At 67.1% G+C, this 25,487-nt stretch carries 25 protein-coding genes; 13 read left to right on the forward strand and 12 right to left on the reverse strand.

What is annotated here, in order from left to right:
* Positions 1 to 93: 93 nt before the first annotated feature.
* The 5 genes from NVV90_RS02280 to NVV90_RS02300 form a co-directional block, all read right to left on the reverse strand.
* Positions 94 to 810 (reverse strand): FadR/GntR family transcriptional regulator, encoded by a 717-nt coding sequence (locus NVV90_RS02280; RefSeq protein ID WP_258441042.1) that lies wholly within the window; start codon positions 808 to 810, stop codon positions 94 to 96.
* 115 nt (positions 811 to 925) lie between these two features.
* Positions 926 to 1,690, reverse strand: coding sequence for a maleylpyruvate isomerase family mycothiol-dependent enzyme (locus NVV90_RS02285; RefSeq protein WP_258439583.1), 765 nt, complete (start codon positions 1,688 to 1,690; stop codon positions 926 to 928).
* A complete protein-coding gene (locus tag NVV90_RS02290; RefSeq protein ID WP_258439584.1) occupies positions 1,690 to 2,514 on the reverse strand; it encodes a fumarylacetoacetate hydrolase family protein in 825 nt (274 codons plus the stop codon). The genes NVV90_RS02285 and NVV90_RS02290 overlap by 1 nt, the downstream gene beginning before the upstream one ends.
* Positions 2,511 to 3,644: a cupin domain-containing protein gene (locus NVV90_RS02295; protein ID WP_258439585.1), complete on the reverse strand. Its 1,134-nt coding sequence runs from the start codon at positions 3,642 to 3,644 to the stop codon at positions 2,511 to 2,513. Before NVV90_RS02295 ends, NVV90_RS02290 begins: the two co-directional genes overlap by 4 nt.
* Positions 3,645 to 3,776: 132 nt before the next feature.
* On the reverse strand, positions 3,777 to 4,598 hold the full coding sequence (locus tag NVV90_RS02300; protein ID WP_258439586.1) for an IclR family transcriptional regulator: 822 nt from the start codon (positions 4,596 to 4,598) through the stop codon (positions 3,777 to 3,779).
* Positions 4,599 to 4,646: 48 nt separating this feature from the next.
* Between NVV90_RS02300 and NVV90_RS02305 the strand changes: the two genes are divergently transcribed.
* The 8 genes from NVV90_RS02305 (at position 4,647) to NVV90_RS02340 (ending at position 12,708) form a co-directional block, all read left to right on the forward strand.
* Entirely contained in the window at positions 4,647 to 5,960 is a 1,314-nt protein-coding gene (locus tag NVV90_RS02305; protein WP_258439587.1) for an aromatic acid/H+ symport family MFS transporter, read from the forward strand.
* Positions 5,953 to 7,209, forward strand: coding sequence for an FAD-dependent oxidoreductase (locus tag NVV90_RS02310; protein ID WP_258439588.1), 1,257 nt, complete (start codon positions 5,953 to 5,955; stop codon positions 7,207 to 7,209). Before NVV90_RS02305 ends, NVV90_RS02310 begins: the two co-directional genes overlap by 8 nt.
* Before the next feature lie 156 nt (positions 7,210 to 7,365).
* Positions 7,366 to 8,595 (forward strand): thiolase family protein, encoded by a 1,230-nt coding sequence (locus tag NVV90_RS02315; RefSeq protein WP_258439589.1) that lies wholly within the window; start codon positions 7,366 to 7,368, stop codon positions 8,593 to 8,595.
* Positions 8,596 to 8,600: 5 nt separating this feature from the next.
* A complete protein-coding gene (locus tag NVV90_RS02320) occupies positions 8,601 to 9,290 on the forward strand; it encodes a 3-oxoacid CoA-transferase subunit A (protein ID WP_258439590.1) in 690 nt (229 codons plus the stop codon).
* Position 9,291: 1 nt separating this feature from the next.
* Positions 9,292 to 9,975: a 3-oxoacid CoA-transferase subunit B gene (locus tag NVV90_RS02325; RefSeq protein WP_258439591.1), complete on the forward strand. Its 684-nt coding sequence runs from the start codon at positions 9,292 to 9,294 to the stop codon at positions 9,973 to 9,975.
* An 89-nt stretch (positions 9,976 to 10,064) separates the two neighbouring features.
* Entirely contained in the window at positions 10,065 to 10,895 is an 831-nt protein-coding gene (locus NVV90_RS02330; RefSeq protein WP_258439592.1) for an IclR family transcriptional regulator C-terminal domain-containing protein, read from the forward strand.
* Positions 10,896 to 10,934: 39 nt separating this feature from the next.
* Positions 10,935 to 11,507, forward strand: coding sequence for an orotate phosphoribosyltransferase (gene pyrE, locus NVV90_RS02335; protein WP_258439593.1), 573 nt, complete (start codon positions 10,935 to 10,937; stop codon positions 11,505 to 11,507).
* A 175-nt stretch (positions 11,508 to 11,682) separates the two neighbouring features.
* The gene (locus NVV90_RS02340) at positions 11,683 to 12,708 is read left to right on the forward strand and encodes a thioesterase domain-containing protein (protein ID WP_258439594.1); all 1,026 of its coding nucleotides are present in this window, start codon (positions 11,683 to 11,685) and stop codon (positions 12,706 to 12,708) included.
* On the opposite strand, the gene NVV90_RS02345 is transcribed toward NVV90_RS02340, so the two are convergent.
* The 7 genes from NVV90_RS02345 to NVV90_RS02375 all read right to left on the reverse strand — a co-directional run bounded on the left by NVV90_RS02345 (position 12,709) and on the right by NVV90_RS02375 (position 20,147).
* Positions 12,709 to 13,581: an ABC transporter substrate-binding protein gene (locus tag NVV90_RS02345; protein ID WP_258439595.1), complete on the reverse strand. Its 873-nt coding sequence runs from the start codon at positions 13,579 to 13,581 to the stop codon at positions 12,709 to 12,711. It abuts the gene before it with no gap.
* Positions 13,582 to 13,670: 89 nt separating this feature from the next.
* A complete protein-coding gene (locus NVV90_RS02350; RefSeq protein WP_258439596.1) occupies positions 13,671 to 14,453 on the reverse strand; it encodes an amino acid ABC transporter ATP-binding protein in 783 nt (260 codons plus the stop codon).
* Positions 14,450 to 15,370 carry an amino acid ABC transporter permease gene (locus NVV90_RS02355; protein ID WP_258439597.1) on the reverse strand — a complete coding sequence of 307 codons (921 nt, stop codon included), beginning with the start codon at positions 15,368 to 15,370 and terminating at the stop codon, positions 14,450 to 14,452. Before NVV90_RS02355 ends, NVV90_RS02350 begins: the two co-directional genes overlap by 4 nt.
* 79 nt (positions 15,371 to 15,449) lie before the next feature.
* Complete coding sequence (argH, locus tag NVV90_RS02360) at positions 15,450 to 16,892, reverse strand: argininosuccinate lyase (protein ID WP_258439598.1); 1,443 nt, start codon at positions 16,890 to 16,892, stop codon at positions 15,450 to 15,452.
* Between the two features lie 523 nt (positions 16,893 to 17,415).
* Positions 17,416 to 18,492 (reverse strand): LacI family DNA-binding transcriptional regulator, encoded by a 1,077-nt coding sequence (locus NVV90_RS02365; RefSeq protein WP_258439599.1) that lies wholly within the window; start codon positions 18,490 to 18,492, stop codon positions 17,416 to 17,418.
* Between the two features lie 96 nt (positions 18,493 to 18,588).
* Complete coding sequence (locus NVV90_RS02370) at positions 18,589 to 19,308, reverse strand: tyrosine-protein phosphatase (protein ID WP_258439600.1); 720 nt, start codon at positions 19,306 to 19,308, stop codon at positions 18,589 to 18,591.
* 8 nt (positions 19,309 to 19,316) lie between these two features.
* Positions 19,317 to 20,147, reverse strand: coding sequence for an HAD-IIA family hydrolase (locus NVV90_RS02375; protein ID WP_258439601.1), 831 nt, complete (start codon positions 20,145 to 20,147; stop codon positions 19,317 to 19,319).
* A 258-nt stretch (positions 20,148 to 20,405) separates the two neighbouring features.
* Between NVV90_RS02375 and NVV90_RS02380 the strand changes: the two genes are divergently transcribed.
* The 5 genes from NVV90_RS02380 to NVV90_RS02400 all read left to right on the forward strand — a co-directional run bounded on the left by NVV90_RS02380 (position 20,406) and on the right by NVV90_RS02400 (position 25,329).
* Positions 20,406 to 21,431, forward strand: coding sequence for a hypothetical protein (locus tag NVV90_RS02380; protein WP_258439602.1), 1,026 nt, complete (start codon positions 20,406 to 20,408; stop codon positions 21,429 to 21,431).
* A gap of 54 nt (positions 21,432 to 21,485) precedes the next feature.
* Entirely contained in the window at positions 21,486 to 22,181 is a 696-nt protein-coding gene (locus tag NVV90_RS02385) for a TrmH family RNA methyltransferase (protein WP_396125334.1), read from the forward strand.
* 260 nt (positions 22,182 to 22,441) lie between these two features.
* Entirely contained in the window at positions 22,442 to 23,701 is a 1,260-nt protein-coding gene (locus NVV90_RS02390; protein ID WP_258439603.1) for a lipase family protein, read from the forward strand.
* Between the two features lie 189 nt (positions 23,702 to 23,890).
* The gene (fbaA, locus tag NVV90_RS02395) at positions 23,891 to 24,910 is read left to right on the forward strand and encodes a class II fructose-bisphosphate aldolase (RefSeq protein ID WP_258439604.1); all 1,020 of its coding nucleotides are present in this window, start codon (positions 23,891 to 23,893) and stop codon (positions 24,908 to 24,910) included.
* Entirely contained in the window at positions 24,910 to 25,329 is a 420-nt protein-coding gene (locus NVV90_RS02400) for a DUF3151 domain-containing protein (protein ID WP_258439605.1), read from the forward strand. The genes fbaA and NVV90_RS02400 overlap by 1 nt, the downstream gene beginning before the upstream one ends.
* Positions 25,330 to 25,487: the final 158 nt, after the last annotated feature.

Below are 25,487 nucleotides of genomic sequence, written 5' to 3' on the forward strand. Positions count from 1 at the left end.
CCTATGGTCAGGCGCCTCTGGGGGCGGCAATGAAAGACGGCTCGGATTCGTCATTGAACCCGTCCGAATGGTTGGGGTGGTGAGCCGCTGGGGCTAGCCGTTGGGGCGTGCCGGGATCGGGACGACCGCGCCGAGGGATCCTTCGACGCCTTGAAGGTGCCGCATCATGGCAAGGCCTGCGTCTTCAGCCGAGCCCTTTTCGATGGCTTCGAAAATGGCCGCGTGTTCAAGACCGGATTCTTTCCTGCGGTCCACCACATGGTTCAGCGTGTTGGACTGGTTGGCCATGGCTTCATCGATGTCCGAAAGCATCGATGCGAAGACGCCGTTGCCGCTGCTCCGGCCGATGATCGCGTGAAACTCGGAATTGAGGATGACCCACTGCTCCAGGTCCTCTTCCCCATCCATGGCCCGGAGGATTTCCCTCAGTGACTCCACATCCTGCTGGGTTCGGTGTTCAGCGGCCAAACTGGCGGCCGGGACCTCGATGTGAGGCCGTGCCTCCAGGAGCTCGCGGGCCGAATACTTCCCCAGTTTCAGGTCCTGGCCAACCTTGTCCGCGATAACAAACGTGCCCTTGCCCGTCCGGGTTACGGTCAGGCCCAAGGCGTTCGAGGACTTGAGGGCCTCGCGAACCATCGTCCTGCTGACGCCGAATTGCTGCGCCAACGTGGCTTCCGAATCGAGGCGGGAACCAACTGGAAGCCTGCCGTCTTCAATGGCAGCGCGCAGGGTGGCAAGCACTGCCTCGGCGGCGCCGACCCGAACGACTTTATCTTGTCCAGCAGTCCAGCTGTCCAACAGGCTGATCATGAAACGAATATGGCACGGGCCACAGAACGGGGCAAGTTGTTACGCCGAATTTAACCCAAAGAGCAGTCAGCGACCCACAGGAGTCGCCGACTGCTCTTTGTGCCTCGCGGGACTAGATCCACTTCGGCGCGGCCGGAACCGCACCATTCGCGCCCGGCCCGACGGTGGTGACGCCGCGGGCGCCGCGGCCCGCCGCCCACTCGACGACGGCGGGCAGGGGGCCGGTGATGATCGTCGGGTTCCCGGCGCCGGTGTCGCCGAACTTCAGCTCCGTGCCATCCACACCAGCGCCGGTGACCGTGACGAGCAGCCCGGCATCCGTGCCCCGGGCACTCCAGGCGCCGGTGATGTCCTGGAGCAGCCGCCCCAGGACGGGTGCGGGGATGTCAGCGAACGAGGCTCCGTTGTCCAGGTCCACGGCGTGCATCCAGACCTCGCGGGTGCGCATCCACACGGTTTCGGACGCGGGAACTGTGCGGCCCTGGGCGGTGCGGACTTCGTGGGACCACGCCTCGGCAGGCAGGTCCCGCCATTCCACGGACAGGTGCACGGCGGAGTGGTCGAACAGGTTCCGCAGGGCGATCGGGGACAGGGTGGCGCCGAAATTGATCTCCTGCCCGCGGGCCTCCGGGGAGGAATACATGGGTGTCTCCACGCCGGTGGCCGCCCAGTCCACCAATCGGGCGATCGCGCGGGCGTTGTAGCCCACATGTGCCACGACGTGGCGGCGCGTCCACCCGGGAAGCCGGGTGCCGCCGTCGAGCGCTGCGTCGGAAAGCTCATTGAGTTTCCGAGCGAAGAAGGCGGTGCCCCGCCGCGCCTGCAAGAGTTCTTCCTGCAGTCGCGGGTCCGTCGTCTGGTCGGCGCGGGCGGCCATCAGGCTTCCTTGACCACGCGGTTGTTCAGCTGGCCCAGGCCCTCGATGCTGGTGACCAGGAGCTGGCCCTCCTGCAGGTAGCGCTTGGGGTCCTGCGCGTGGCCCACGCCGCCGGGGGTGCCGGTGGCGATCACGTCGCCCGGGTTCAGGGTGATGATGGTGGAGATGTAGGAGACCAGGAATTCCGGGGTGAAGACGAGGTCGCCGGTGGGGGTGCTCTGCTGGATCTCGCCGTCTACGGCCGAGGTCATGAGCGGGCCGGCGGTGAATTCGTCCTTGGTGACCAGGGCGGGGCCGAACGGGGTGGAGTTCTCCCAGGTCTTGCCCTGCAGCCACTGGATGGTGCGGAACTGGTAGTCCCGCATGCTGACATCGTTGAGCACCGAGTACCCGGCGATGTGGTCCGCGGCGTCGGCCTCGCTGATCCGGCGGCCCTTCTTGCCGATCACCACGGCGAGCTCGGCTTCCCAGTCCACGGTGTCGGATTCCTGCGGCAGTGCCAGGTCATCGTTCGGGCCGATCAGGGATTCCTGGTACTTGGCGAACAGGGTGGGGTACTCCGGGATTTCCCGGCCCATTTCCTTGATGTGGTTGCGGTAGTTGTGCCCCACGCAGATGATCTTGCCCGGTGAGGGCACGACGGCGGCGAGGTCCGCGCCGTCGAGCGCGTGCGTGGCGCCGCTGGCCGCCTTCGCCGTGGCCTCCCAGGCGGGGTCCTGCAGCAGGGCGCCGACGTCGGCGAAGCCGTCGATCTCTGTGAGGGTGTCGCCGTCCTGGCGGACGGCTTTGGTGCCGTATTCGGTGCGGAGGGTGAGGAGTTTCATGCGTTCTTGCGTCCTTCGGTGTAGCTGCGGTTGAAGTTCAGGCGTTCAAAGATGGGGGCGTCGCTGAAGCGGAACAGATCAAACTCTGTGTCGGCCTGCAGGGACCATTCCTGCCAGGACGGGACCACGAACAGGTCGCCCTTGGCCAGATGCTTGGTTTCGCCGTTCAGGACCACGGTGCCGGTGCCTTCGAAGACCTGCCAGACGCTGGATCCCACCTCGCGCAACGGCTCGGTGACGGCGCCCGCGCGGAGGCGGTGGAACTCGGCGCGGATGGTGGGCATCACGTCCCCGCCGGTGGTGGGGTTGGAGTAGCGGACGGCGGCGTGGCCCTGGGACACCGTGGCCGGGTGGCCCTCGTCCTCCAGGAGCAGCTGTTCGCGCAGCGCCGCGTCGGTGTGTTCCCAGCGGTACGCGGCGATGGGGGAGTTGGTGGTGTCATCCAGCCCGGAGAGCGGGCGCAGGCCGGGGTGGGCCCAGAGCCGTTCGGAGCGGGAGATGTCCGGGGTGGCCTCGTCCGTGACGCGCTCGGAGCCGAACTCGAAGAACCCGGCATCGGCGTAGTGCACGAACGGGATGTCCAGGCCGTCGATCCACGCCATCGGCTGATCGGTGTCGTTGTGGTGGCCGTGGAAGTTCCAGCCCGGAGTCAACAGGAAGTCCCCGCGGCGCATCGCCACCGGGTCCCCGTTCACGACTGTCCATACGCCTTCGCCTTCGACGACGAAGCGGAAGGCGTTCTGGGAGTGGCGGTGCTCCGGCGCGGTCTCGCGGGCGCCAAGGTACTGGATGGCGGCCCACAGCGTCGGCGTCGCATACGGCGTGCCCGCCAGGCCCGGGTTGGCGAGGGCGATGGCACGGCGTTCCCCGCCGCGGCCCACCGGCACCAGGTCCCCGGCACGGGCGGCCAGCGGGTACAGATCGCTCCACCGCCACACATGCGGCACTGCCTTGGGCGTGGGGACCATCGGCATGAGGTCACCGATCTCCGTCCACAGCGGGATCAGGTTCTCTTCGTCGAAGTCCTTGTACAGCTGCTCCAGCTGGGCAGCTTCTTCCGGGGTCGGCTCCGGCAGGGCGTGGCTGGCGGCCACTGATTCATGAGTCGTGTTCTCGGCGCTGATGGACACGTAGGCCTCCTCGATAGGGTCCGAACAGTTTTTTGGCGTAGTTCGACCCTAGGGATGCATGGCGGTGACTCCCAGCATATTCTGCTGTACAGAATTAATGTCGACGGCGTTGCCGTCCGGCCCGTGGGTGGTTCAGTCCGTCTCGGCCGGGTTGGCCGCGATGTCGATCTCCACCTGCCGGCAGGTCTCGCGCAGGGCGGCGACCAAACCGCCGTCGAACACGTTCCGGAAGCGCGTGGCAGGCGTGGCGACGGTCAGTGCCCCAACCACCGCTCCATGCCGGTTGTGCAGTGCGATACCCAACGCGCTGACGCCTTCCTCGGTGCCCTCGAAGTTCGCCGCGAAGCCGTTGCCCCGGATGGCGTCCAGCTCGCGGTTGAAGGCGGCAAATTCATGGTCCGGGATGGTGTCGCCGCCAATCTCTGCGTTCTGGCTGCGGAACAACTGCTCGATCATGGAGGGTTCCAGTTCTGCGAGCATGGCCTTCCCTCCGGAGGTCTTGTTCGCAGGCATGACCGTACCCTGGCGGTCTCCGATGCGCAGCACGTTGCTGCCCTCCACGGTGGCAAGGAAACGGACTTTGGTTCCCACCCGGACCATGAGGTTGACGGTCTCATTGAGCTGCGCGGACAGGAGCTCCATATGGGGTTGAGCCAGCTCGCGCAGCAGCCGGGTCCAGCTGAGGCCGGCAGGTCCAACCCCCATGGCGGGGCCGGGGACGTAACGGCGGTTTTCATCCTGGACCGCGAAGCCGCGGTAAACGAGCATCGCCAGCAGGCGGTGGGCCGTGGAGGGGGCAACACCAAGCTCTGCTGCGGCGTCCTTGAGGCGGAGCGCGCCGCCGTCGCGGAGCAATTGGAGGAGCTGCAGCGCGTTGTCCACGGCCTCGATGGAATAGGTGGGCCGCTTCTGAACGGGCTTTCGGGCCGAGGGAGATGCTGGCTTGTTCTGCACAACAGAATTGTATGGTGCTCCGCCTGATGTTCACTCGACAGTGGTGGGATGAATCACACACTTCCCGCTGCAGCGTCGCAACGGTCATCAGCAGAGGCTGTCACCACCGACGCCTCCGGCAACGCACCGCGGTTCTCGAAAGGCTCGGCCCTGGCCGTCCTTGTCTGCTGGCTGTTGGTGGTCTTCGATGGCTACGACCTCATTGTCTACGGCACCGTGCAGTCCTCCCTGATCTCCGGGACCGGGTGGGGCCTGACGAAGGCCACTGCCGGCACCATCGGATCCATGGCCTTCCTTGGCATGATGATCGGTGCCATCTTTGCCGGCCGGATGGCCGACTCGTGGGGCCGGCGCCGGACCATCCTCGCTTGCGCGATCGTCTTCTCTGTCTTCACCATCCTCTGCGCCTTTGCTCCCAATGCGGCCGTCTTCGGTGGCCTGCGGCTCCTCGCGGGCATCGGTCTTGGCGGCTTGGTGCCCTCGGCGAATGCCTTGGTCGCGGAACTGGTGCCGTCCAAGTGGCGCTCGACCATTGCCACGCTCATGATGTCCGGCGTGCCGATCGGCGGCTCCATCGCCGCGCTGGTGGGCATCCCGCTGATTCCGGCCTTCGGGTGGCAGGCCATGTTCCTCGTGGCCGTGCTGGCCCTGGTGATCGTGGTGCCGCTCGGGTTGAAGTACATTCCTGAGACCCTGGCGCCGGCGAATGGTTCCGGAAGAGCCGCCCGGACCAGCGCCACCAAGGACTCCTCCGGATTCGGCTCCCTCCTCCGGGCTCCCTACCTGGGAGTCAGCGTGCTGTTCGCCCTGGCCACGATCGCCACGCTTTTCGCCTGGTACGGCCTGGGCACCTGGTTGCCCAACCTCATGCAGCTGGCAGGCTACAACCTTGGCTCAGCGCTGACCTTCGCGTTGGCACTCAACCTGGGTGCCGTCGCCGGCTCGGTCATCACGGCCTGGGCGGGCACGCGCTTCGGCCCGGTCCCCACCGCAATCGCAGCCGCCGCCGTCGCCGGTATCGCGCTGGCTGTCCTGGTGACGGGCCCGCCCGTCACCATCGTGTACCTGATGCTGGTCCTGGCCGGCGTCGGTACCCACGGCACCCAGTGCCTCATCATTGCCGCGGTCGCCAGCCACTATCCCGACCATTTGCGTGGAACCGCACTTGGCTGGGCGCTCGGCACAGGCCGCATTGGCGCCGTCGTCGCACCCCAGGTGGGTGGCCTCCTGCTGGCGGCCGGGCTGGGCGTCAATTCCAACTTCCTCGCGTTCGCCGGTGCCGCCGCCATCGCCGCGGTCCTGCTGGCCGCCGTCGGACTCAAAATCACCTCGAAGAACTCCCAAGGAGCAAGCAATGTCTGAATACACCATGTCCACCGATGTCCTGGTTGTGGGAGGGGGAATGGCCGGACTGGCCGGAGCCCTCGCCCTCCGCGAGAACGGCGCGAACGTCACGCTGGTTGAGCGGGCGCCCGAATTCGGCGAGGTTGGCGCCGGCCTGCAGATGGCCCCGAACGCCTCCCGCGTCCTCAAGCGCTGGGGCCTGCTGGAGAAGGCCCTCGAAATCGGCGTCCAGCCCAAGCACCTGGTCTTCCGCGACGCCGTGACCGGCGAGGAGCTGACGCGGCAGACGCTCAGTGGGGAATTCGAGGAGCGCTACGGCGCACCGTACGTGGTGATCCACCGCAGCGATCTGCACCGTGTCCTGCTCGAAGGATGCGAGGCGGCAGGCGTCACGCTGGTCAACGACGTCATGGTGGAAAGTGTGGAAACCGTGAACGGCCGCGGCGTGGTCCACACCGCCGCCGGCGTGGACTATGAAGCGGACGTGGTGATCGGTGCCGACGGACTCAAATCCACCCTGCGTCCGCTCGTGGCCAACGACCAGCCGGTCTCCTCGGCCTACGTTGCCTACCGCGGCACCGTGCCCATCACACCCGAGACGCCCAAGGCTGATCTCGAGGACGTCATCGTCTACCTCGGCCCGGACTGCCACCTGGTCCAGTACCCGCTCCGCAAGGGCGAGCTGCTGAACACCGTGGCCGTCTTCAAATCGGCATCCTTCGAACGCGGCGAAGAGCAGTACGGCGGCGTGGACGAACTCGAGGCCGCCTACAAGGACTGCGTCCCGGCCGTCCAGGACGCCCTGAAGAACCTGGGCACCGGCATGCGCTGGCCGATGTACGACCGTGACCCGATCGAAAACTGGGTCGCCGGCCGGATGGTGCTGATGGGCGACGCCGCGCACCCCATGCTCCAGTACCTCGCCCAGGGCGCCTGCCAGGCCCTCGAAGATGCCGCCGTGCTGCAGGACGTCAGCAACGGCACCGTCTTCACCGAGGGCGGCGTCAACCCTGCTGCCTGGGACGGTGCCATCGAGGAATTCAACAGGGTACGCGCCGGCCGGACGGCACGCGTCCAGCGCACCGCCCGCATCTGGGGCGAGTCCTGGCACGTCTCCGGACTGGCCCGCACCCTGCGCAACCTGCTCTTCAAGAGCCGCGGCGACGGCAACTTCCAATACAACGACTGGCTGTACGGCCAGGACGGCGACGGCGTGCCGGCGGTTGACGGGGCCGGCTCCCGTCCGCTGAGCCGGCTGTCCGCCTGACCGGACGGGGGCTGTTCCGGAGGAGCGTCGCGGCCAGTATTGTTCGCGATAAGAACATGCGTGCGGATTGTGAACATCCGAGGTAAGCTGAATCAACCGCCCGGTCGACCCGAGGCGGTGACCACAGGATTACTCAGTTGGAATCAGAGGAAACCCATGAACCAGGCCTATGTGTACGACGCCGTGCGCACCCCTTTCGGCAAGTTCGGTTCCGGTCTTGCCGCCGTCCGTCCGGATGACCTTGCCGCCCACGTGGTCCGTGAGGCCGTGAAGCGCGCCCCGGGCCTGGATGTGGAGCGGATCGATGAGGTGGTGTTCGGCAACGCCAACGGTGCGGGCGAGGAGAACCGCAACATCGCTCGCATGGCCACCTTGCTGGCAGGGCTCCCCGTCTCCATTCCGGGGACCACGGTCAACCGGCTCTGCGGCTCCTCGCTGGATGCGGCGATCATCGCGTCGCGCCAGATCAACGCCGGTGACGCCGATCTGGTCCTGGTGGGGGGTGCCGAGTCCATGTCCCGTGCCCCGTGGGTGCTGCCCAAGACCTCCAAGCCCTACCCGGCCGGCGACATGACCCTGGCCTCGACCACGCTGGGCTGGCGCTTGGTGAACCCGGCCATGCCGTCGGAGTGGACGGTGTCCCTGGGCGAGGCCACGGAACGCTTGCGTGAGAAGTACGGCATCACGCGGGAACGGCAGGACCAGTTCGCCGCCGACTCGCACAACCTGGCCGATGCTGCGTGGAATGAGGGCTTCTACGACAACCTGGTGAGCCCGGTTCCGGGCACCGAGCTGGTCCGTGACGAGGGGATCCGCGGTGGTTCGTCCGCGGAGAAGCTCGGCGGACTGAAGACCGTGTTCCGTGCTGAGGCCCCCGGAGTTGAGGGCGGCACGGTGACGGCCGGCAACGCCTCGCCGCTGTCCGACGGCGCTTCGGCGGCCTGGATCGGCAGTGAGGCTGCCGCCGGGTTGCTCGGGCTGGAACCGCTCGCCCGGATCGCCGGGCGCGGCGCGCACGGCAACGATCCGCAGTTCTTCGGCTTCGCCCCGGTGGAGGCCGCGAACAAGGCCCTCGCGAAGGCGGGCATCGGCTGGGAGCAGGTGGGCGCCGTCGAACTTAACGAAGCGTTCGCCGCGCAGTCCCTGGCGTGCGTCGACGCGTGGGGGATCGACCCGTCCATCGTGAACCGGCACGGCGGCGCGATCGCCATGGGCCACCCCCTGGGGGCCTCCGGCACCCGCATCCTCGGCACCCTGGCCCGGTCCCTGCAGGCCTCCGGGCAGCGCTGGGGCGTCGCGGCCATCTGCATCGGCGTCGGGCAGGGCCTCGCCGTGGTGCTCGAAAACGTCACCGCCGCCCCGTCGGCACCAGCAGTGAAGGGCTAAGGGTCATGCTGAATTTCATCGACACGGTGGGCGAGGCAGTCGCCGGCATCACGGACGGTTCCACGGTGATGATCGGCGGCTTCGGCAACGCCGGGCAGCCGTTCGAACTCATTGACGCCCTGCTGGATTCCGGCGCCACAGGGCTGACCGTGGTGAATAACAATGCAGGCCAGGGCGATCAGGGCCTCGCGCTGCTCATCAAGGAAGGCCGGGTGAAGAAGATGATCTGCTCCTTCCCGCGGCAGTCCGATTCCTGGCACTTCGACGCCAAGTACAAGGCCGGTGAGATCGAGCTGGAGCTGGTGCCGCAAGGCAACCTGGCCGAACGGATCCGTGCTGCCGGGGCCGGCATCGGCGGCTTCTTCACCCCCACCGGCTACGGCACCATGCTGGCCGAGGGCAAGGAAACGCGTTTCCTGGATGGGAAGTGGCAGGTGTTCGAGACCCCCATCCACGCCGACGTCGCGCTTATCAAGGCCCTCAAGGCGGACGGCAAGGGCAACCTCGTCTACCGCAAGACCGCCCGGAACTTCGGCCCCATCATGGCCGCCGCCGCCAAGCACACCATCGTGCAGGTCTCCGAGATCGTGCCCACGGGTGCGCTGGATCCGGAGAACGTGGTCACCCCCGGCATCTACGTCAACAGCATCGTCCGCGTCGATTCCGCCGTCGGCAAGACAGAGCAGGTGGCCTGACATGAGCACCCAGACAAGCATCCAGACATCTGCCACCTCCCTGGGCCGCGACGAGCTCGCCCAGCTCGTGGCCCGCGACATCGCCCCGGGTTCGTTCGTGAACCTGGGCATCGGCCAGCCCACCCTGGTGTCCAACTACCTCACGCCGGAGCAGAACATCACGCTCCACACCGAGAACGGCATGCTGGGCATGGGCCCGGTGGCCGAAGGGGACCAGATCGACGGCGACCTCATCAACGCCGGCAAGATCCCCGTCACCGAACTCCCCGGAGCGTCCTACTTCCACCACGCCGATTCCTTCGCGATCATGCGCGGCGGGCACCTGGACGTGTGCGTCCTGGGCGCCTTCCAGGTCTCCGCCACCGGCGACCTCGCCAACTGGCACACGGGCGAGCCGGACGCCATCCCGGCCGTGGGCGGCGCCATGGACCTGGCCACGGGCGCCAAGGACGTCTACGTGATGATGACCCTCCTGACCCGCGAGGGCGTGTCCAAGCTCGTGGAGCACTGCAGCTACCCGCTCACCGGCGTGGGCTGCGTGACCCGCGTGTACACGGACAAGGCGGTCTTCCTCACCGGGCCCGACGGCGTGACCGTGCGTGAAACGTTCGGCTGCACCTTCGAGGACCTCCAGGCCCTGGTGCCCCTCCCGCTCAAGGCCGCGGGCGCCGTCGTCGGCGTCTGAATCGACGGTATCGAACCGGCAGCACATGCCCTCACAGAGCATCCAGAGGGGCATCTGCTGCCAGTTCGCGCCACATAGGATTGGTAACCATGACCGACGAAGCATCTGCGCCCAGCAAGGGCACTGCGCCGCAGGCGAGTGACCAGTACGTCCAGTCGTTGGCGCGGGGACTGTCGGTGATCCGTGCTTTCGATGCCGCCAACCCTGTCATGACCCTCAGCGAGGTGGCCGCCCGCACGGATCTGACCCGGGCCACCGCGCGGCGGTTCCTGCACACGCTCGTGGAGCTGGGCTACGTCCGCACCGACGGAAAGACCTTCGTGCTCACGGCCCAGGTGTTGCAGCTCGGCTACTCCTACCTCTCGGCCTTGTCCCTGCCGCAGTTGGTGCAGCCGCACCTCGAGGATCTGTCCCTGGCCCTGGGGGAATCGACATCGGCCGCTGTGCTGGACGGCACGGATATTTCCTATGTGGCCCGCGTGGCCACGCGACGCATCATGACCATCGGCATCACCGTGGGCACGCGCTTCCCGGCCTACGCCACGTCCATGGGCCGCGTGTTGCTGGCCGGCCTGCCACAGCCCAAGCTGGAGGAATACCTCGCGGCAGCCGAACTCCAGGCCATCACGCCACGAACCGTGGCCACGCGGGGCGAGCTGCTGGCCGTGCTGGACACAGTCCGTGACCAGGGCTGGTGCCTGCTGGACCAGGAGCTCGAAGTCGGGCTCATGTCCATTGCTGCCCCGGTGTGGAACCACGCCGCGGGCGAGGTGGTGGCAGCCGTCAACGTCTCCCTGCAGGCGCAAAGCGTCGCGGCCCAGGCCGATCCCGCCGCCTACCTGGAATCTGTCCGCAGGCACGTGGTGGAGACGGCTCGCGCCATCTCCCAGGACGTGTCCGCGAAGCACGGCGACGCGTAGCGCCGCGGCTGGCACCGTGCCTTACGTAGAATAGGAACCATGACTTCCACCGTTGACACGTCCGTTGCCCGTGCCCGCCTTCTTGAACTCATCAAGGAACTGGCGGTCGTCCGCGGCAAGGTGATCCTTTCCAGCGGCGCCGAAGCCAACTACTACATCGACCTGCGCCGCATCACGCTGCACCACGAGGCATCCAAGCTGGTGGGCCAGGTCATGCTGTCCATGATCGACGACGCCGGCATCGCCGTTGAGTGCGCCGGCGGCCTCACCATGGGAGCCGACCCCGTCGGTACCGCTGTGATGCACGCAGCTGCCGACGCCGGCCGTGCCGTGGACGCGTTCGTGGTCCGCAAGGCCCAGAAGTCCTACGGCATGGGCCGCCAGGTGGAAGGCCCCTCGGTTGAGGGCCGCAACGTGGTGGTCCTCGAGGACACCTCCACCACCGGCGGCTCCGCCCTCACCGCCGTCGAAGGCGTCCGCAAGGCAGGCGGCAACGTGGTGGCCGTGGCCGTCATCGTGGACCGCAACACCGGCGCCAAGGAAAAGATCGAAGCCGAAACCGGCGTGCCGTACCTGTTCGCCTTCGGCAAGGACGAGCTCGGCCTGGACTAAGGCTTTCCCGGGGCCGCCAAGGGTCTTCTTGCCCTGGCGGCGCTCAAGGAGCAGATCGCCGCCGCTGGCCCCCGACGCTACGGCTGCCGCTCCGCGATCCCCTTGACGCTGGCAGTGATGTGAAAGGCGGGCACAAGCCCTTCTTGACCGCCTGCGGAAAGCCTATGCTTGCTGCGTGGACCAGCGGAATGCTCAGGATCCGGGCTCGATTGCCCGGATCCTGCACGATGCCGCGGGCCTGAGAAGGTTTTCGCGGCGCACGTTTCTTCTCGGCGCCGGCGTTTCGACGGCGCTGGCTGCAGACATGATGTTTACGCGCCGGGTGCAGGCCGAACGGCAGGCCGTCAAGATCCTGCCCGTGAGCGATGGCTTCGCGGAATCCTACTTTCCGAACGCCAGCTGGATCCTCTTCCCGGGGTACAAGACCAGCTGGGAGGAGGCCCAGTGGATCCTGCATTCCCTGCGCGGTTCGCTGAAGCAGCGCGGCCAGCTGGCCGCCGTCGGGTACTCAAACCTGGGCCTCAACGTCAATGACGTGACGGACGCCGTGGTCGACTATGTCCGCGAGCGCGAGCTGAGCAGCCTGTACTTCTACGGGCACAGCTTCGGCGGCATGCTGGCGGTGGACGTCGCCGCGCGGCTGCGGGGGATCCTGGGACTGAAGGTGGAGCTCATCCTGCTGGATTCCTCGCCGTTCAGCAGGTACGACGTCCTGGACCGGAGCTGGTTCGACGGCGTCGTGTTCCTCTACGAGAGCGGCTTCCGGGTGCCCTCGGTGCTGCGTGGCGGCTACGAGCTGGGCGAGCGGGTGGTGCACAAGAACGAGCGCAGCTGGCGGCAGGTGGTGGACCAGTCCCTCGAGCAGCTCTCGCCGATCGCGCCCTCCAGCGTGCTGGTGCAGAGCCAGTCGGCCTACATCTACCACTTCACGGCGTCACGATTCGCCGAGCTGCTGGGCGAGACCCGGATGGCGTTCCTCGGGAATCCGCGCGATGAGACCGTTAACTACCAGGCGGCCCGGGCGGGTTGGGCGGGGGCATTCCCGCGCAACGCTTCCGCCATGGACCGCCGGACAGACGGCGCGAGGCCGGCCCACGCCAGTCCGCAGTGGAACCCGTCCATCTACAACCCCCTGGTGGAGGCGGTGCAGAATGAACTGGTCCCGCTGCCTGGCGCGGGCCGGAACGCGATCATCGATTGACTAGGCCTTGACCCCGTTGACCACGGGCTTCATGGCGCCGTAGCCGATGCCCCACTTGTCCAGGATCTTCTTGTAGTCGCCGCTGTCGTACATCTTGTTCAGGCCGTCCTGGATGGCGTTGATGAGCTGCGTGTTGCCCTTCTTGACCAGGATTCCCAGTGGCTTGGCCGGGAGCGGTTCCAGGACGGGGGCGTATTTGCCGGGTTCGGTCTTGTTGAAGTACGCGAGGTTTTCGCCACCCTGGGCTGCAAGGTCGGCGCGGCCTTGGTCGAGCTGCAGGCGGGCACCGGGACCGGAATCGGCCGACATGATCTCGATCGGAGCGAGGCCCTTGTCCGTGCACAGGGTGGTGTTGAGCTTCTTGACCTGCTCGAAGTAGTCGGTCTTGCCGCTGACGGCCAGCTTCTTGCCACAGGCGTCCTCCGGCTTGGTGAACTCACCGGCGCGGGCACCCGTGGTGTACAGGCGGCCCTGGGAAGCGAAGTAGTCCACGAAGTCGGCGGTCTTCTGGCGCTCCAGGGTGTCGGACATGCCGGACATGACCATGTCCACGCGGCCGGTCTGGGCCGAGTTGATGAGCTGGTCGAACGGGGCCTCCACCACCTCGATCTTGACGCCCAGGACCTCGCCGAGCTTCTGCTGGAGTTCCACGTCCGCGCCGGCGTACTTGCCCTCGGCGTCCTTGAACTCCATCGGCGGGAAGTTGGCGGACAGGCCAACCCGCAGCGTGCCGGAGGCCTTGATGGCGGCGGGCAGGCCCGTCTCGGCGGAAGCGGCACCGGTGCTGGCGGTGCCGCTGACGCAGCCGGTCAGGGCGAGGGCTGCGGTGGCGGCGACGGCTGCCAGGCGCGCAGCGTTCTTGACGTTCTTCATAGTGGCTCCAGAAGGTGTTGTGTTGGGGGTGCTCTTATTGGGGGATCTCAGAAAACGGGGATGTCAGAAAACGCGGTCGGAAAACGCGGTCAGAAAACGCGGGAGAGGAAGGCTGCCGTGCGTTCGTGGCGGGGGTTGTCCAGGACATCGGCGGGCGTGCCGATTTCCACGATCTGGCCGTTGTGCATGAAGGCCACGCGGTCCGCGACCTCCTTGGCGAAGCCGATCTCGTGGGTCACCACGATCATGGTCAGGCCAGAACGGGCCAGGTCCTTCATGACGTCCAGGACCTCGCCCACCAGCTCGGGGTCAAGGGCCGACGTCGGCTCGTCGAACAGCATCAGCTCCGGCTTCATGGCCAGGGCCCGGGCAATTGCCACGCGCTGCTGCTGCCCGCCGGAGAGCTGGCGCGGGTACGAGTCCTCGCGGCCGGCCAGGCCCACCCGGGCCAGGAGCTCGGAGGCGTACTTCCTGGCGTCTGCCGGCTTCTCCTTGTTGACCTGCACGGGGCCTTCGATGATGTTCTCGAGGACGGTCATGTGCGGGAAGAGGTTGAAGCGCTGGAAGACCATGCCGATGCTGCGGCGCTGGCGGGAGGCGTGCTTATCCGAGAGCTCGTAGAGGTTGTTGCCGTCCTGGCGGTAGCCCACCACGTCGTCGCCGATCCAGATCCTGCCCTGGGAGACGCTCTCGAGGTGGTTGATGCAGCGCAGGAACGTGCTCTTTCCGGAACCGGAGGCGCCCAGCAGGCAGACCACTTCACCTGAGGAGACCTCGAGGTTGATGCCCTTGAGGACCTCGTTCAGGCCGAAGCTCTTGTGGACGTTTTCCGCGCGGACAAGTACATCGGCGCGTGCAGGGACGGTGCTCATCGCATGGCCTTTCGATTGGTGCCGAAGATGCTCTTCAGCCGCTGGACCGGGGTCAGGGGAAGCTGCTTGCTGGAGGAACCCTTGGCGAAGTGCCGCTCAAGGTAGAACTGCCCGATGCTCAGGATCGAGACGGCGGCCAGGTACCAGACGGCGCAGACGATCAGCAGCTCCATGATCCGGTTGTTCACGAAGTAGATGTGCTGGGCTTCGGCGAGGATCTCGGTCACGCCGATCGCCGAGGCGAGAGAGGTGGTCTTCAGCATGCCGATGACCTCGTTGCCCACGGGCGGGATGATGACGCGCATGGCCTGCGGCAGGACGATCCGGCGCATGGTCTGCAGCCGGGTCATGCCCACGGCCTGTGCCGCCTCGGTCTGGCCTTCGTCCACGGACAGGATGCCGCTTCGGACCACCTCCGAGGTGTAGGCGCCCTGGTTGAGGCCCAGGCCGATCGACGCCGCAATGAACGGCGTGAGCAGGTCCACCATGCGGCCCTGGAAGACGCCCGGGATGCCCACCACCGGGAAGATCAGGGCCAGGTTGAACCACATGAGCAGCTGCAGGTACACCGGGGTTCCGCGGAACACCCACACGTACAGCCACGCGACGCCGGAGACCACGGGGTTCTTGGACAGGCGCATGACGGCGGTGACCACGCCGAGCACCAGCCCGATCAGCATGGCCACCACGGTGAGGACGATGGCCAGCCCGATGCCCATGATGAGCGCAGGCGCGTTGAGGTATTCCTGGACGGTGGGCCAGTCGATCTGGGCCTGGGCGAAGGACACCCCGAGCCAGACAAGCAGCAGGACCACTGCTGCGGCGCCCGCCCAACGGCCCACATGGCGGCGGGGGACGATTCTCAGCTCCGGTGCGGGAGCGTTGCTCTTGACGCTTTGCTCGGTCTGACTGTTCATGACGTGTCCTGATCTTGGGAGGGGTTGGGGATGCCGGGCGGTCCGGCGGCTTGCAGGCAGGGCTGCCAGGGGTGCTTCGCTAGGAACCTGCGTACGGGGTGACGCGCAGGCCCTGGTAGTCGGCCGTCCAGCTTTGCACCTGGTCCAGGCGGGCACGGAGCCGGGTCAGCTGCTCGGCCACGCGGTGCGGCGCGGTGCCGCCGAAGCCGGAGTGGGCCTCAAGGGCGGCCTCGATGGAGAGGACGGACCTCACCGCGGGGGTCAGCCGCGGATCCACGGAGGCCAGCTGCTCATCGCTGAGGTCTCCGTAGTCCAGGCCGTTGGCCTCGCAGAAGCGGACCAGGGCGCCGGAAATGTCGTGGGCCTCGCTGAAGGGGATGTCCTGGCGGGCCAGCCAGTCGGCCACCTCGGTGGCAAGGGTGAAGCCTGCCGTCGCCTGCCGCGTGACTTCCTCGACGTTGACCGTGAAGGTCCGCACCAGGCCGCTCAGTGCCGGAAGTGCCACTTCAAGTGTATCGACGGCGTCCAGCACCGCGTTCTTGTCCTCCGCCAGATCGCGGTTGTACGCGAGCGGCAGGGACTTCACGGCGGCCATGAGGCCGACAAGATCGCCAAGCACCCGGCCGGCCTTGCCGCGTGCCAGCTCGGCGATGTCCGGGTTTTTCTTCTGCGGCATGATCGAGCTGCCCGTGCAGTAGGCATCGTCCATCCGGATCCAGCGGAACTGCTGGGAGGCCCAGGAAATGATCTCCTCGCACAGGCGGGAGATGTCGATCAGCGTCAGGGAGCAGACAAACAGGAATTCAATCGCGGCGTCGCGGCTCCCGACGGCGTCGATGGAGTTCTCGGCGCTCGTCTCGTAACCCTGGTCGACGGCGGCGATTTCCGGGTTCAGCGCGAAGGTGGACCCTGCGAGGGCTGCGGCGCCCAGCGGGGAGACGGCGGCGCGGCGGTCCCAGTCCTGGAAGCGCTGCAGGTCCCGGAGCAGGGGCTGGGCGTGAGCCAGCAGCTGGTGGCCGAACACCACGGGCTGGGCGGACTGCAGGTGCGTGAAACCGGGGACCGGTGTGTGCAGGTGGTTTTCGGCCTGCGAGGCGAGGGCCTGGGCCAGCTCCACCACCAGGGCACTCACCGTGCGTACCTTGTCCCGCATGTACAGGCGGAGGTCGTTGGCGGCCTGGTCATTGCGCGAGCGGCCGGCGCGGATCTTGCCGCCAACGGGACCCATGCGCTCGATCAGGAGCCGTTCCAGGAAGGTGTGGACGTCCTCGTCCGCTTCCCGCGGCTGCACCGAGCCTTCGGAGACGTCGCGGGCCAGATGGTCGATGGTGGCCAGGAACAGGCCGAGTTCGGAATCGTTGATGAGGCCGGCGCGGTTCAATTCGCGGACGTGGGCACGGGAACCGTGGAGGTCATACGGAGCCATCGCAAAGTAGCGAGGATCGGAGCGGGAGAAGCGGGACAGTTCCGGGCTGGAAGCGCCTGCGAATCGTCCGCCCCACAGCTTGGTGTTTTCTGTCATGAGGTGGACTCCTAAAGGTGCGGTGATGTGGATCACGTGTGTTGGTAAACAGAAGTATTTCCCCAGTAAACGATTAAGTCAATGATTTTTTCCGATATCCGCGAAATCAAAACAACATGACATTGTTTCGGCCCCGGACTGGCTGGATGGCGCCACTCTGGGGGCGGTGCAGAAGCTGGAGACTGGTCTCCAATCCGCGTTCGATATGTTGAGATACCGGTGTCCAAGTCTACTCCACTCTGTATTGATACCGGTATCTTGTGATGTTCTGCCCGCCAACTCTGGGCATGGCGGGGTGCGGGAGGGCCGGCATGGCGGGGTGCGGGAGGGCCGGCATGGCGGGGTGCGGGAGGGCCGGCATGGCGGGGTGCGGGAGGGCCGGCATGGCGGGGTGCGGGAGGGCCGGCATGGCGGGGCGCCGGTGGGCATGACGAGGGCATCGCGGGCCCGCAACATGAACCACTCAGGTGAGGGGGACAGGCCGGGGGCGCGCGTCAGTGAGCGCGCGGGAAGTGCACTGCCGTCAGGCCTTGCTGCTCCCTACCGGGGCGTTGAGCCTGGCCACCGATTCCCGGTCCATGAAGACCGAGGGCAGCAGGTGTGAGGTGCTTTCCGGCCCGGCGCCGTTGGCCCGGGCGATCAGGATCTCGGCGGCCCGTTCACCGAGTTCGTAGGCTGGCAGCGCCATGGCGGTGACGCCCGGCGAGCTGACGGTCATCCACTCGGCGTCGTCCATGCTCACGAAGGACATGTCCTCCGGAATGCGCAGCCCGGCGGCCCGGATCGCCTGGAAAGCGGGGAGGGCAAGCCGGTTGTAGGAGGCGATGAGCGCCGTGGGCGGCTCGGCGCGGCTGAGCATTTCTCGAACCACGGACTGCGCCTCGGCCGGAGTCATGGCGCCCGGCAGGAACTCGTAGGCGATGCCGGCTTCCCTGGCGGTCTCGCGGATGGCACGCACCCTGTCCGCGATGGTGGAGATCGGCAGGGGATGGCCCGCCTCCAGTTGATCGGGGGTCTTGGTGGTGCCGGCAATGAAGGCGATGCTGCGATGGCCGTGCTCGACCAGGTGGCGCACCATGTGGCGGGCTTCGTCGTAGCTGTCCGTCCCCACCCAGTCTGCGTCCACGCCGTCGGGGCGGCGGTCCAGGAGCACCAGCGGGCGGCCCATCTTCACCACGTCCAGCAGGTGCGAGGTGTTGGTCCGGGAGGAGGCGGCGATGATCAGGCCGTCCACGCGCTTGTCCAGGAAGACCTGGACGGCGTCCCGTTCCGCTTCCGCGTTTTCGGCTGTGCTGGCCAGGATGACGTCGTAGCCGCCGCGCTTGGCCGCAGCCGTCATGCCCTGGACAGCGCGGGCGAAGAAGGGGTTCTCAATGTCGCTGACCACCACGCCGATGGTGTTGGAGCGTCCCGAACTCACGCTCCGGGCCAGGGCGTTCCCGCGGTAGCCGAGCGTTTCGGCGGCGGCCTCGACCATGCTGGCGAGCTCGCCGTTGACCGAGCCGTAGCCGCCCAGCACACGCGCCGCCGTCGAGCGTGAAACGCCGGCGAGTCGGGCCACATCCATGAGGCTGGCGGCTTTGCGTGTGTTGTGGACCATAAATATGAATCTACAACAATCTGACCGCCGGCATTACCGCCGGGTAATCCTACGGGCCAGGGGAATGCAGGCCGTTGGATACCGGTATCCGCCCGCTTAGTGGGCCTTGCCGCTGAGGATATCGAGTTCGACGGCGGACAGCCCCGCGTCGCGCAAATAAGCGGCCGGGCTGCCGAATTCGCGCGCGAAGCCGGCCAGGAAATGCCGCATGGCGGCCTCCGGTGCCTGCAGGATCATGAGGTCCGGGCTGAAGTACTGCGAAGGCGTGGACGGGACGTGCAGGCGCCAGGTGTCGGCCATGACGTGCAGCATCTCCGGCAAGTTGGCCGCGGTGGCGGTGTAGTCGGCAACTACGGCGTCAGGATGCTCGCCAGCCAGGAGCAGGGCAAGCGCGGAGACCACGCCCGTGCGATCCTTGCCCAGCGAACAGTGGATGAGCGTCCGCCGTCCCTGGGCCACGGGCCGCAGCGCATCCGCCACCCAATCCGGCCGCGCACGCACCCAGCCCAGGTACAGCTCGCCGAGGTCCTGCGGGGTCTCGATCGACTGCAGACCGCCGGTGGCGGTGTGCGGATCAAAGGGGTTTTCGACGAGCTCGACGGCGGCGGCCCGCCCGGCGTCACTCCCGCCGTCGGGCATGCCGTTGGGAATCGGCCACGGAACCATGGCGCGCTCATACTCGCTGCGCAGGTCCATGACGGTCTGGATGCCGTGCGCCGCCAGGAACCCGGCGGCGGACACGGCATCCAGGCCGAACGGCTGGCTTCCTCTGAGGATCCGGCCGCCGGCAAGGGACCGCAGGTTCAGCACGGTCATCGGTGGACCTAGATCTGGCTCTTCAGGTCGGCCACCGAGCCCAGGATCTGGTTCGGGCGGAACGGGAAGGAGGCAACTTCGTCCCGCTGCGTGATGCCGCTGAGGACCAGCACGGTGTGCAGCCCGGCTTCCATGCCGGCGATGATGTCCGTGTCCATCCGGTCGCCGATCATGGCCGTGGTTTCCGAGTGGGCGTCGATCTGGTTCATGGCCGAGCGGAACATCATGGGGTTCGGCTTGCCCACGATGTAGGGCTCGCGGCCCGTGGCCTTGGTGATCATGGCGGCGATGGCGCCCGTGGCGGGGAGCGGGCCGTCCTTGGACGGGCCCGTGGCGTCCGGGTTGGTGGCGATGAAGCGGGCGCCGGCCAGGATGTGGCGCACGGCCATGGTGATCGCCTCGAAGGAGTACGTGCGGGTCTCGCCCAGCACCACGAAGTCCGGGTCCGTGTCCGTGAGGATGAAGCCGGCCTCGTGCAGGGCCGTGGTGAGCCCCGCCTCGCCGATGGTGTACGCGCGGTTGCCCGAGTCCGAGCTCTGCACCTGGTCCTTGAGGAACTGGGCGGTGGCCAGGGCCGAAGTCCAGATGTTCTCTTCCGGGACCTCCAAGCCGGAGGCGCTGAGGCGGGCCGCGAGGTCGCGCGGGGTGTAGATGGAGTTGTTCGTCAGGACCAGGAAGCGCTTGGAGGTATCCACCCAGCGCTGGATCAGTTCTGCGGCTCCAGGGATGGCCTGGTTCTCGTGGACCAGCACACCGTCCATGTCCGTGAGCCAGCATTCGATTTCGTGGCCATTGCGGTAGACCGATGCGGATGTGTTGGGCGTGGATTCTTCTGCCATGTTTGCCTCCGGCTTGGGTTGCTCGTGCACTGCCTCCCAGTCTTTCATTTTTCACCTGACGAAACACTGTGATGCTCCCAACTGGGGCCACTTGGCGTTTCGATTACGCTGGTTGGTGGCGCCGGCGCGCCGTCTACTGTGAGTCGGGGGATCTTCATGGTGGTCCCTTCATGCCGCCCGGGTGGTGGCAGGTCCCTCCGCATGATCGTCAATCCGGCCTCCGGATCATCGGAAGCCGCACAGCTGAAAGGGCCATCAATGAGCCACGACCACGGAGCACCACAGGCTCAAAGCAACCCGCCCGCAGAGCCACAGCCGCCGTACCTGCCGGCCTACCAGCCGCCGCAGTTCGGGCAGCAGCAGACCCAGCAACTGCCGCCGTTCCAGCCGGGCCAGTATGAGCCGGGCCAGTTCGGGCAGCAGCAGCCCGGTCCGGCCAAGCGCAAGACCCTGGCGATCGTGCTCGGCTCGGTTGCCGTCGCCGTGGGCATTGCCCTGATCGTCCTCTTCGCCTGGCTCATTCCGTCGTTCACCAAGGTGCAGGCCCAGGGCGAAACCACGCCGTCGGCAAGCGCCACTGACGCCCCCACGGGAGCCGCGGACGAACCGTCCGCCGCGCCTTCTGCACCGGGCACGGCCTCCTCCGAGATCCCCGCAGGCGCCGTGGCGCTGCCCGCGGGATGGGAGCAGCTGGACGGCCCCGGTAACGTCCCGGCCGACGGCGACGCCCGGTTCAGCAAGTGGGTCACGGGCGAATCGTCCTTCCAGTACCTGGCCGAGTGGACCCACGACGAGTCGTTCGGGATCACCAAGGACCCCACGTCCGGTGAAGAGATCCAGAAGAAGGCCCAAGGCACCGTGGAGGCCGACGGCGACGGAATTGCGCTCGCGTTCGCCTTCTTCGCCGAGTCCCAGGAAGGCAAGTTCGGCACGGACCCGGGGACGGTCAAGGCCGCCATCGAGGGCATCCGGGCCAAGTTCACGGCCATGCCCGCGGCCGAACTGCCGGCCAACCTGGTGGGCCACAAGTGCTCATCGGACTTCCAGACCAGCAAACCCGAAATCCGTGAGTTCCGCCGGGGCGCCGCCGTGGTCATCGGCTTCACGTGCACCAACGCGCGCGGCGAAGTGATCGAGGCCGTCAACCTGTTCACCGTGACGCCGTGGGGCACTCCGCAGATGCTGGGCGTCAGCGGGCACCACAGCTACTGGGAAACCCACCCGGGCCTGATGGAGCAGCTCGGCAATTCCTACCGCATCAACAGATGGAAGATGGCGGGCTAAAGGGCTTCACGCCCGCGGGCCAGGACCCACGGCGGGCAGGGCTAAAGTTGAGGGGTGACTGACCTTCCCCCCGACGAAGCCCTGCCCACGCCTGCCCAAACGCCTGCCGAAACCGCCGCGGAAGGCGAGTCTGAGGCGAAAGCCGAGGTCGGCGTCGGGCCCTGGGAAGGCGAGCTTCCCGACGGCGATCACTGGGACCCGGACCTCCTCGCCGACGGCGACCGCCGCAACGTGCTGGACAAGTACCGGTACTGGAAGCACGAGGCCATAGTGGCCGAGCTGGACTCCCGGCGCCACGAATTCCATATCGCCATCGAAAACTGGCAGCACGACCTCAACATCGGCACGGTGGTGCGCACCGCCAACGCCTTCCTCGCCAAGGAAGTCCACATCATCGGACGACGCCGCTGGAACCGCCGCGGGGCCATGGTCACCGACCGCTACCAGCACGTCCGCCACCACCCCACCGTTGAGGACTTTGTCACCTGGGCGGAGGGCGAGGGGCTGGCGATCATCGGGATCGACATCTTCCCCGATTCCGTGCCGTTGGAGACCTACGAACTGCCGGAGAAATGCGTGCTGGTGTTCGGGCAGGAGGGGCCCGGCCTCACGCCGGAGGTGCACGACGCCGCCGTCGCAACGCTGTCCATTGAGCAGTTTGGCTCCACGCGCTCCATCAACGCGGCCTCGGCGGCGGCGATCGCCATGCATGCCTGGGTGCGCCGGCACGTCTTCCAGCAGCACATCTAGGACGCGCAGCTCGGGGCCCGGGCGGGCGGCTCCCGCTTCTGCAGCTGCAAAGGACCGACGCCGCCGTAGCACCGGGCGCCTCGGTCCTCACCGGGTGCACGGACGCGTGGCCGCGGCGGTGGCACCTCAGGGCACCCCACCCAAAACCGACATGCAACTATCAGAAATCTTCGGCGAAACCCTAGGCCATGAAGTTACCCGTCAGTAGCATTTGGCTTGGATCACACTCATTGGCGAGTGTGGCACTGACTGGAGGTTCAATGAAGCATCCTTCTGTACTCGTCTGTTCGGCCCTTGCCCTGGCCGCGGTTCTCACGCTCGGCGGCGGCGCCGCGGCCAATGCCGCTCCGGTTCCCTCCCTGGCGCCGGCCACCGCGGCCGCCGATCCGTTCGGCTTCTACACCACCCCCGCATCGCTTCCGGCCGGCAACGGGGACCTCGTCCGGTCCGAGCCGTCCGTCTTCTACGTCGATCCGCTCAAGACCATCCGGGCCCAGGCCTCCGTGCAGCGCATCATGTACCGCTCGGTCAACAGTGCGGGCACGCCCATCGCCGTGACAGGCACCGTGCTGGTGCCGTACGCCGCCTGGACCGGTTCTGGACCCCGCCCGCTGGTCGCCTATGCCGCCGGAACCCAGGGGCAGGGGGACCAGTGCGCACCGTCCCGGGCCATGGCCGCCGGCGAGGAATACGAAGGCCTGTTCATCGCCGGACTTCTGGCGCGCGGCTACTCGGTGGCGGTCACGGACTACGAGGGCCTCGGCACAGCCGGCAGCCACACCTATATGGCCCGCGCCTCGCAAGCGCACGCCGTCCTCGACGCCGCCCGTGCGGCCCAGCGTCTCGGGAACCCGCAGATCGTCCCCGGGGGTCCGGTGGCACTGGCCGGCTACTCGCAGGGCGGCGGCGCCTCAGCGGCCGCCGTCGAGCTCGCACCCGAGTACGCCCCGGAACTGAACCTCAAGGGCGCGTATGCGGGGGCCGTGCCCGCCGACCTCCCCGCCGTCGGGCGAAACCTCGACGGCGGCCTGTACACCGGCTTCCTGCTGTACGCGGTGACCGGCATGAGCGCCACCGGCGGACTGGACCTGAGCCCGTACCTCAACGCCGCCGGGCAGGCCAAACTGGCCGCGACGGACACCGAATGCACCGTGCAGTCGATTGCCTCAAGCGGCTTCCTCAACACCTCCCAGCTCACGGTGTCCGGGCAGAAGCTGAGCTCACTACTGGACCTTCCCGAGGTCAAGCCGGTCATCGCCGAGCAGAAGATCGGCAACGGCCGGGCCCCCGCGGTTCCAGTGCTGCTCTCCCACAGCCTGCTGGACGACGTGATCCCCTTTGACCAAGGCAGGCAGCTGGCCAAGCGCTGGTGCGCCGCCGGATCGTCCGTCTACTTCGATGTCACGGCCGGGGCCACGCACGTGGGCGGCTACGCGGCGGCAATCCCGCAGGCGTTCATCTTCCTGGAGCGCCGCTTCTCGGGCCAGGGCGCCATCAGCAACTGCTGGCTGTACGGCTAAGCCTGCCCGGGATGGCACGTCGCGGCGAGACCCCACGGGGTGCCATCCCGGCACGACTGCCGCAAGTGTTACCCGTCTGCGTGACCCGAAACACTGCGCCTGCACAGAAATGGCTAGGATGGTGGCTAGCCGTAAGCGGTCTACTCCAGGGTCACAGCCCACAGACGAAAACTCAGCATAGGAGTCACCATGCCCATTGCAACCCCAGAGATTTACTCCGAGATGATCGACCGCGCCAAGGCCGATGGCTTTGCCTTCCCGGCGGTTAACGTGACGTCGTCACAGACTCTGAACGCTGCGATCCGCGGTTTCGCCGAGGCCGAGTCTGACGGCATCATCCAGGTCTCCACCGGTGGCGCGGCCTACTGGTCCGGCGCTTCCGTCAAGGACATGGTTGCCGGTTCGCTCGGCTTCGCCGCGTTCGCCCGCGAGGTCGCCAAGAACTACAACGTCAACATCGCCCTGCACACGGACCACTGCCCCAAGGACAAGCTGGACGGCTTCGTCCTGCCGCTGCTGGCCGCCTCCGAGGAAGCCGTCAAGTCCGGCAAGGACCCGATCTTCAACTCGCACATGTGGGACGGCTCGCACGAGACGCTCGGCGAGAACCTGCGCATCGGCCGTGAACTGCTCGAGCGCGCCGCAGCCGCCAAGATCATCCTTGAGGTCGAAATCGGCACGGTCGGCGGCGAGGAAGACGGCGTCGAGAACGAAATCAACGAGAAGCTGTACACCACCACCGAGGATGCCCTGGCGACCATCGAAGCCCTGGGTGCCGGCGAAAACGGCCGCTACCTCACCGCGCTGACCTTCGGCAACGTCCACGGCGTCTACAAGCCGGGCAACGTCAAGCTCCGCCCGGAACTGCTCAAGCAGATCCAGGCCGAGGTGGGCGCCAAGATCGGCAAGGAAAACCCCTTCGACCTGGTCTTCCACGGCGGCTCCGGCTCCACCGCCCAGGAAATCGCCGACGCCGTGTCCTACGGTGTCATCAAGATGAACGTGGACACGGACACCCAGTACGCCTTCACCCGCCCGGTGGCCGGCCACATGCTCGCCAACTACGACGGCGTGCTGAAGATCGACGGCGAGATGGGCAACAAGAAGACCTACGACCCGCGCGTCTGGGGCGCTTCCGCCGAAGCCGGCATGGCCGCGCGCATCGTCGAAGCCGCACAGCAGCTCGGTTCGGTCGGCAAGACGTTCTAATGTCGGACGAATTCCGCAAAAACCTCATGGGTCCGGAGCCCACGCTCCTGCCCGCCGAGACGGAGATCTACCAGCACCTTGCCCTCGGCAAGGAAGCGCTGGACCTTGTGGCCCAGAACCCCACGTCGTCGCTCCTGTGGGCGATCCTGGCCGAGGAAGCCTGGACGGAAGGCCGGACCATCGAGTCCTACGCCTACGCCCGCGTGGGCTACCACCGTGGCCTGGATTCGCTGCGCCGCAACGGATGGCGCGGCGTCGGCCCCATCCCGTGGGAGCACGAGCCCAACCAGGGCTTCCTACGTGCGCTCTACGCGCTGGGCCGGGCCGCAGCGGCCATCGGCGAGGCTGAGGAGCCGGAGCGGATCGAGAAGTTCCTGAACGACTCGGACCCGAAGGCCAAGGCGGCGATCGAGGGCTAGGACTTCACGCAGGACAACGACGACGGGCGGTTACCTTTCAGGGAAAGGTGACCGCCCGTCGTCGTTCCCCATACAGGACGCCCGCCAGCAGGCCATGGAACTGGAGGTAACCCCTGTTCCATGAACGCGCCGCACCGTAATCTGGGGCTGGGAGGTGA

Origin of the sequence: Arthrobacter sp. CJ23, from assembly GCF_024741795.1 — a bacterium.
In the GTDB taxonomy this organism is placed as follows: domain Bacteria; phylum Actinomycetota; class Actinomycetes; order Actinomycetales; family Micrococcaceae; genus Arthrobacter.

What these genes read in the sequence shown, in the direction of transcription:
- NVV90_RS02285 (WP_258439583.1), bottom strand. Translation starts at nt 1,690, where the DNA reads ATGGCCGCCCGCGCCGACCAGACGACGGACCCGCGACTGCAGGAAGAA.
- NVV90_RS02290 (WP_258439584.1), bottom strand. Translation starts at nt 2,514, where the DNA reads ATGAAACTCCTCACCCTCCGCACCGAATACGGCACCAAAGCCGTCCGC.
- NVV90_RS02305 (WP_258439587.1), top strand. Translation starts at nt 4,647, where the DNA reads ATGAATCACACACTTCCCGCTGCAGCGTCGCAACGGTCATCAGCAGAG.
- NVV90_RS02310 (WP_258439588.1), top strand. Translation starts at nt 5,953, where the DNA reads ATGTCTGAATACACCATGTCCACCGATGTCCTGGTTGTGGGAGGGGGA.
- NVV90_RS02315 (WP_258439589.1), top strand. Translation starts at nt 7,366, where the DNA reads ATGAACCAGGCCTATGTGTACGACGCCGTGCGCACCCCTTTCGGCAAG.
- NVV90_RS02320 (WP_258439590.1), top strand. Translation starts at nt 8,601, where the DNA reads ATGCTGAATTTCATCGACACGGTGGGCGAGGCAGTCGCCGGCATCACG.
- NVV90_RS02325 (WP_258439591.1), top strand. Translation starts at nt 9,292, where the DNA reads ATGAGCACCCAGACAAGCATCCAGACATCTGCCACCTCCCTGGGCCGC.
- NVV90_RS02330 (WP_258439592.1), top strand. Translation starts at nt 10,065, where the DNA reads ATGACCGACGAAGCATCTGCGCCCAGCAAGGGCACTGCGCCGCAGGCG.
- pyrE (WP_258439593.1), top strand. Translation starts at nt 10,935, where the DNA reads ATGACTTCCACCGTTGACACGTCCGTTGCCCGTGCCCGCCTTCTTGAA.
- NVV90_RS02345 (WP_258439595.1), bottom strand. Translation starts at nt 13,581, where the DNA reads ATGAAGAACGTCAAGAACGCTGCGCGCCTGGCAGCCGTCGCCGCCACC.
- NVV90_RS02350 (WP_258439596.1), bottom strand. Translation starts at nt 14,453, where the DNA reads ATGAGCACCGTCCCTGCACGCGCCGATGTACTTGTCCGCGCGGAAAAC.
- NVV90_RS02355 (WP_258439597.1), bottom strand. Translation starts at nt 15,370, where the DNA reads ATGAACAGTCAGACCGAGCAAAGCGTCAAGAGCAACGCTCCCGCACCG.
- argH (WP_258439598.1), bottom strand. Translation starts at nt 16,892, where the DNA reads ATGACAGAAAACACCAAGCTGTGGGGCGGACGATTCGCAGGCGCTTCC.
- NVV90_RS02365 (WP_258439599.1), bottom strand. Translation starts at nt 18,492, where the DNA reads ATGGTCCACAACACACGCAAAGCCGCCAGCCTCATGGATGTGGCCCGA.
- NVV90_RS02370 (WP_258439600.1), bottom strand. Translation starts at nt 19,308, where the DNA reads ATGACCGTGCTGAACCTGCGGTCCCTTGCCGGCGGCCGGATCCTCAGA.
- NVV90_RS02375 (WP_258439601.1), bottom strand. Translation starts at nt 20,147, where the DNA reads ATGGCAGAAGAATCCACGCCCAACACATCCGCATCGGTCTACCGCAAT.
- NVV90_RS02380 (WP_258439602.1), top strand. Translation starts at nt 20,406, where the DNA reads ATGAGCCACGACCACGGAGCACCACAGGCTCAAAGCAACCCGCCCGCA.
- NVV90_RS02390 (WP_258439603.1), top strand. Translation starts at nt 22,442, where the DNA reads ATGAAGCATCCTTCTGTACTCGTCTGTTCGGCCCTTGCCCTGGCCGCG.
- fbaA (WP_258439604.1), top strand. Translation starts at nt 23,891, where the DNA reads ATGCCCATTGCAACCCCAGAGATTTACTCCGAGATGATCGACCGCGCC.
- NVV90_RS02400 (WP_258439605.1), top strand. Translation starts at nt 24,910, where the DNA reads ATGTCGGACGAATTCCGCAAAAACCTCATGGGTCCGGAGCCCACGCTC.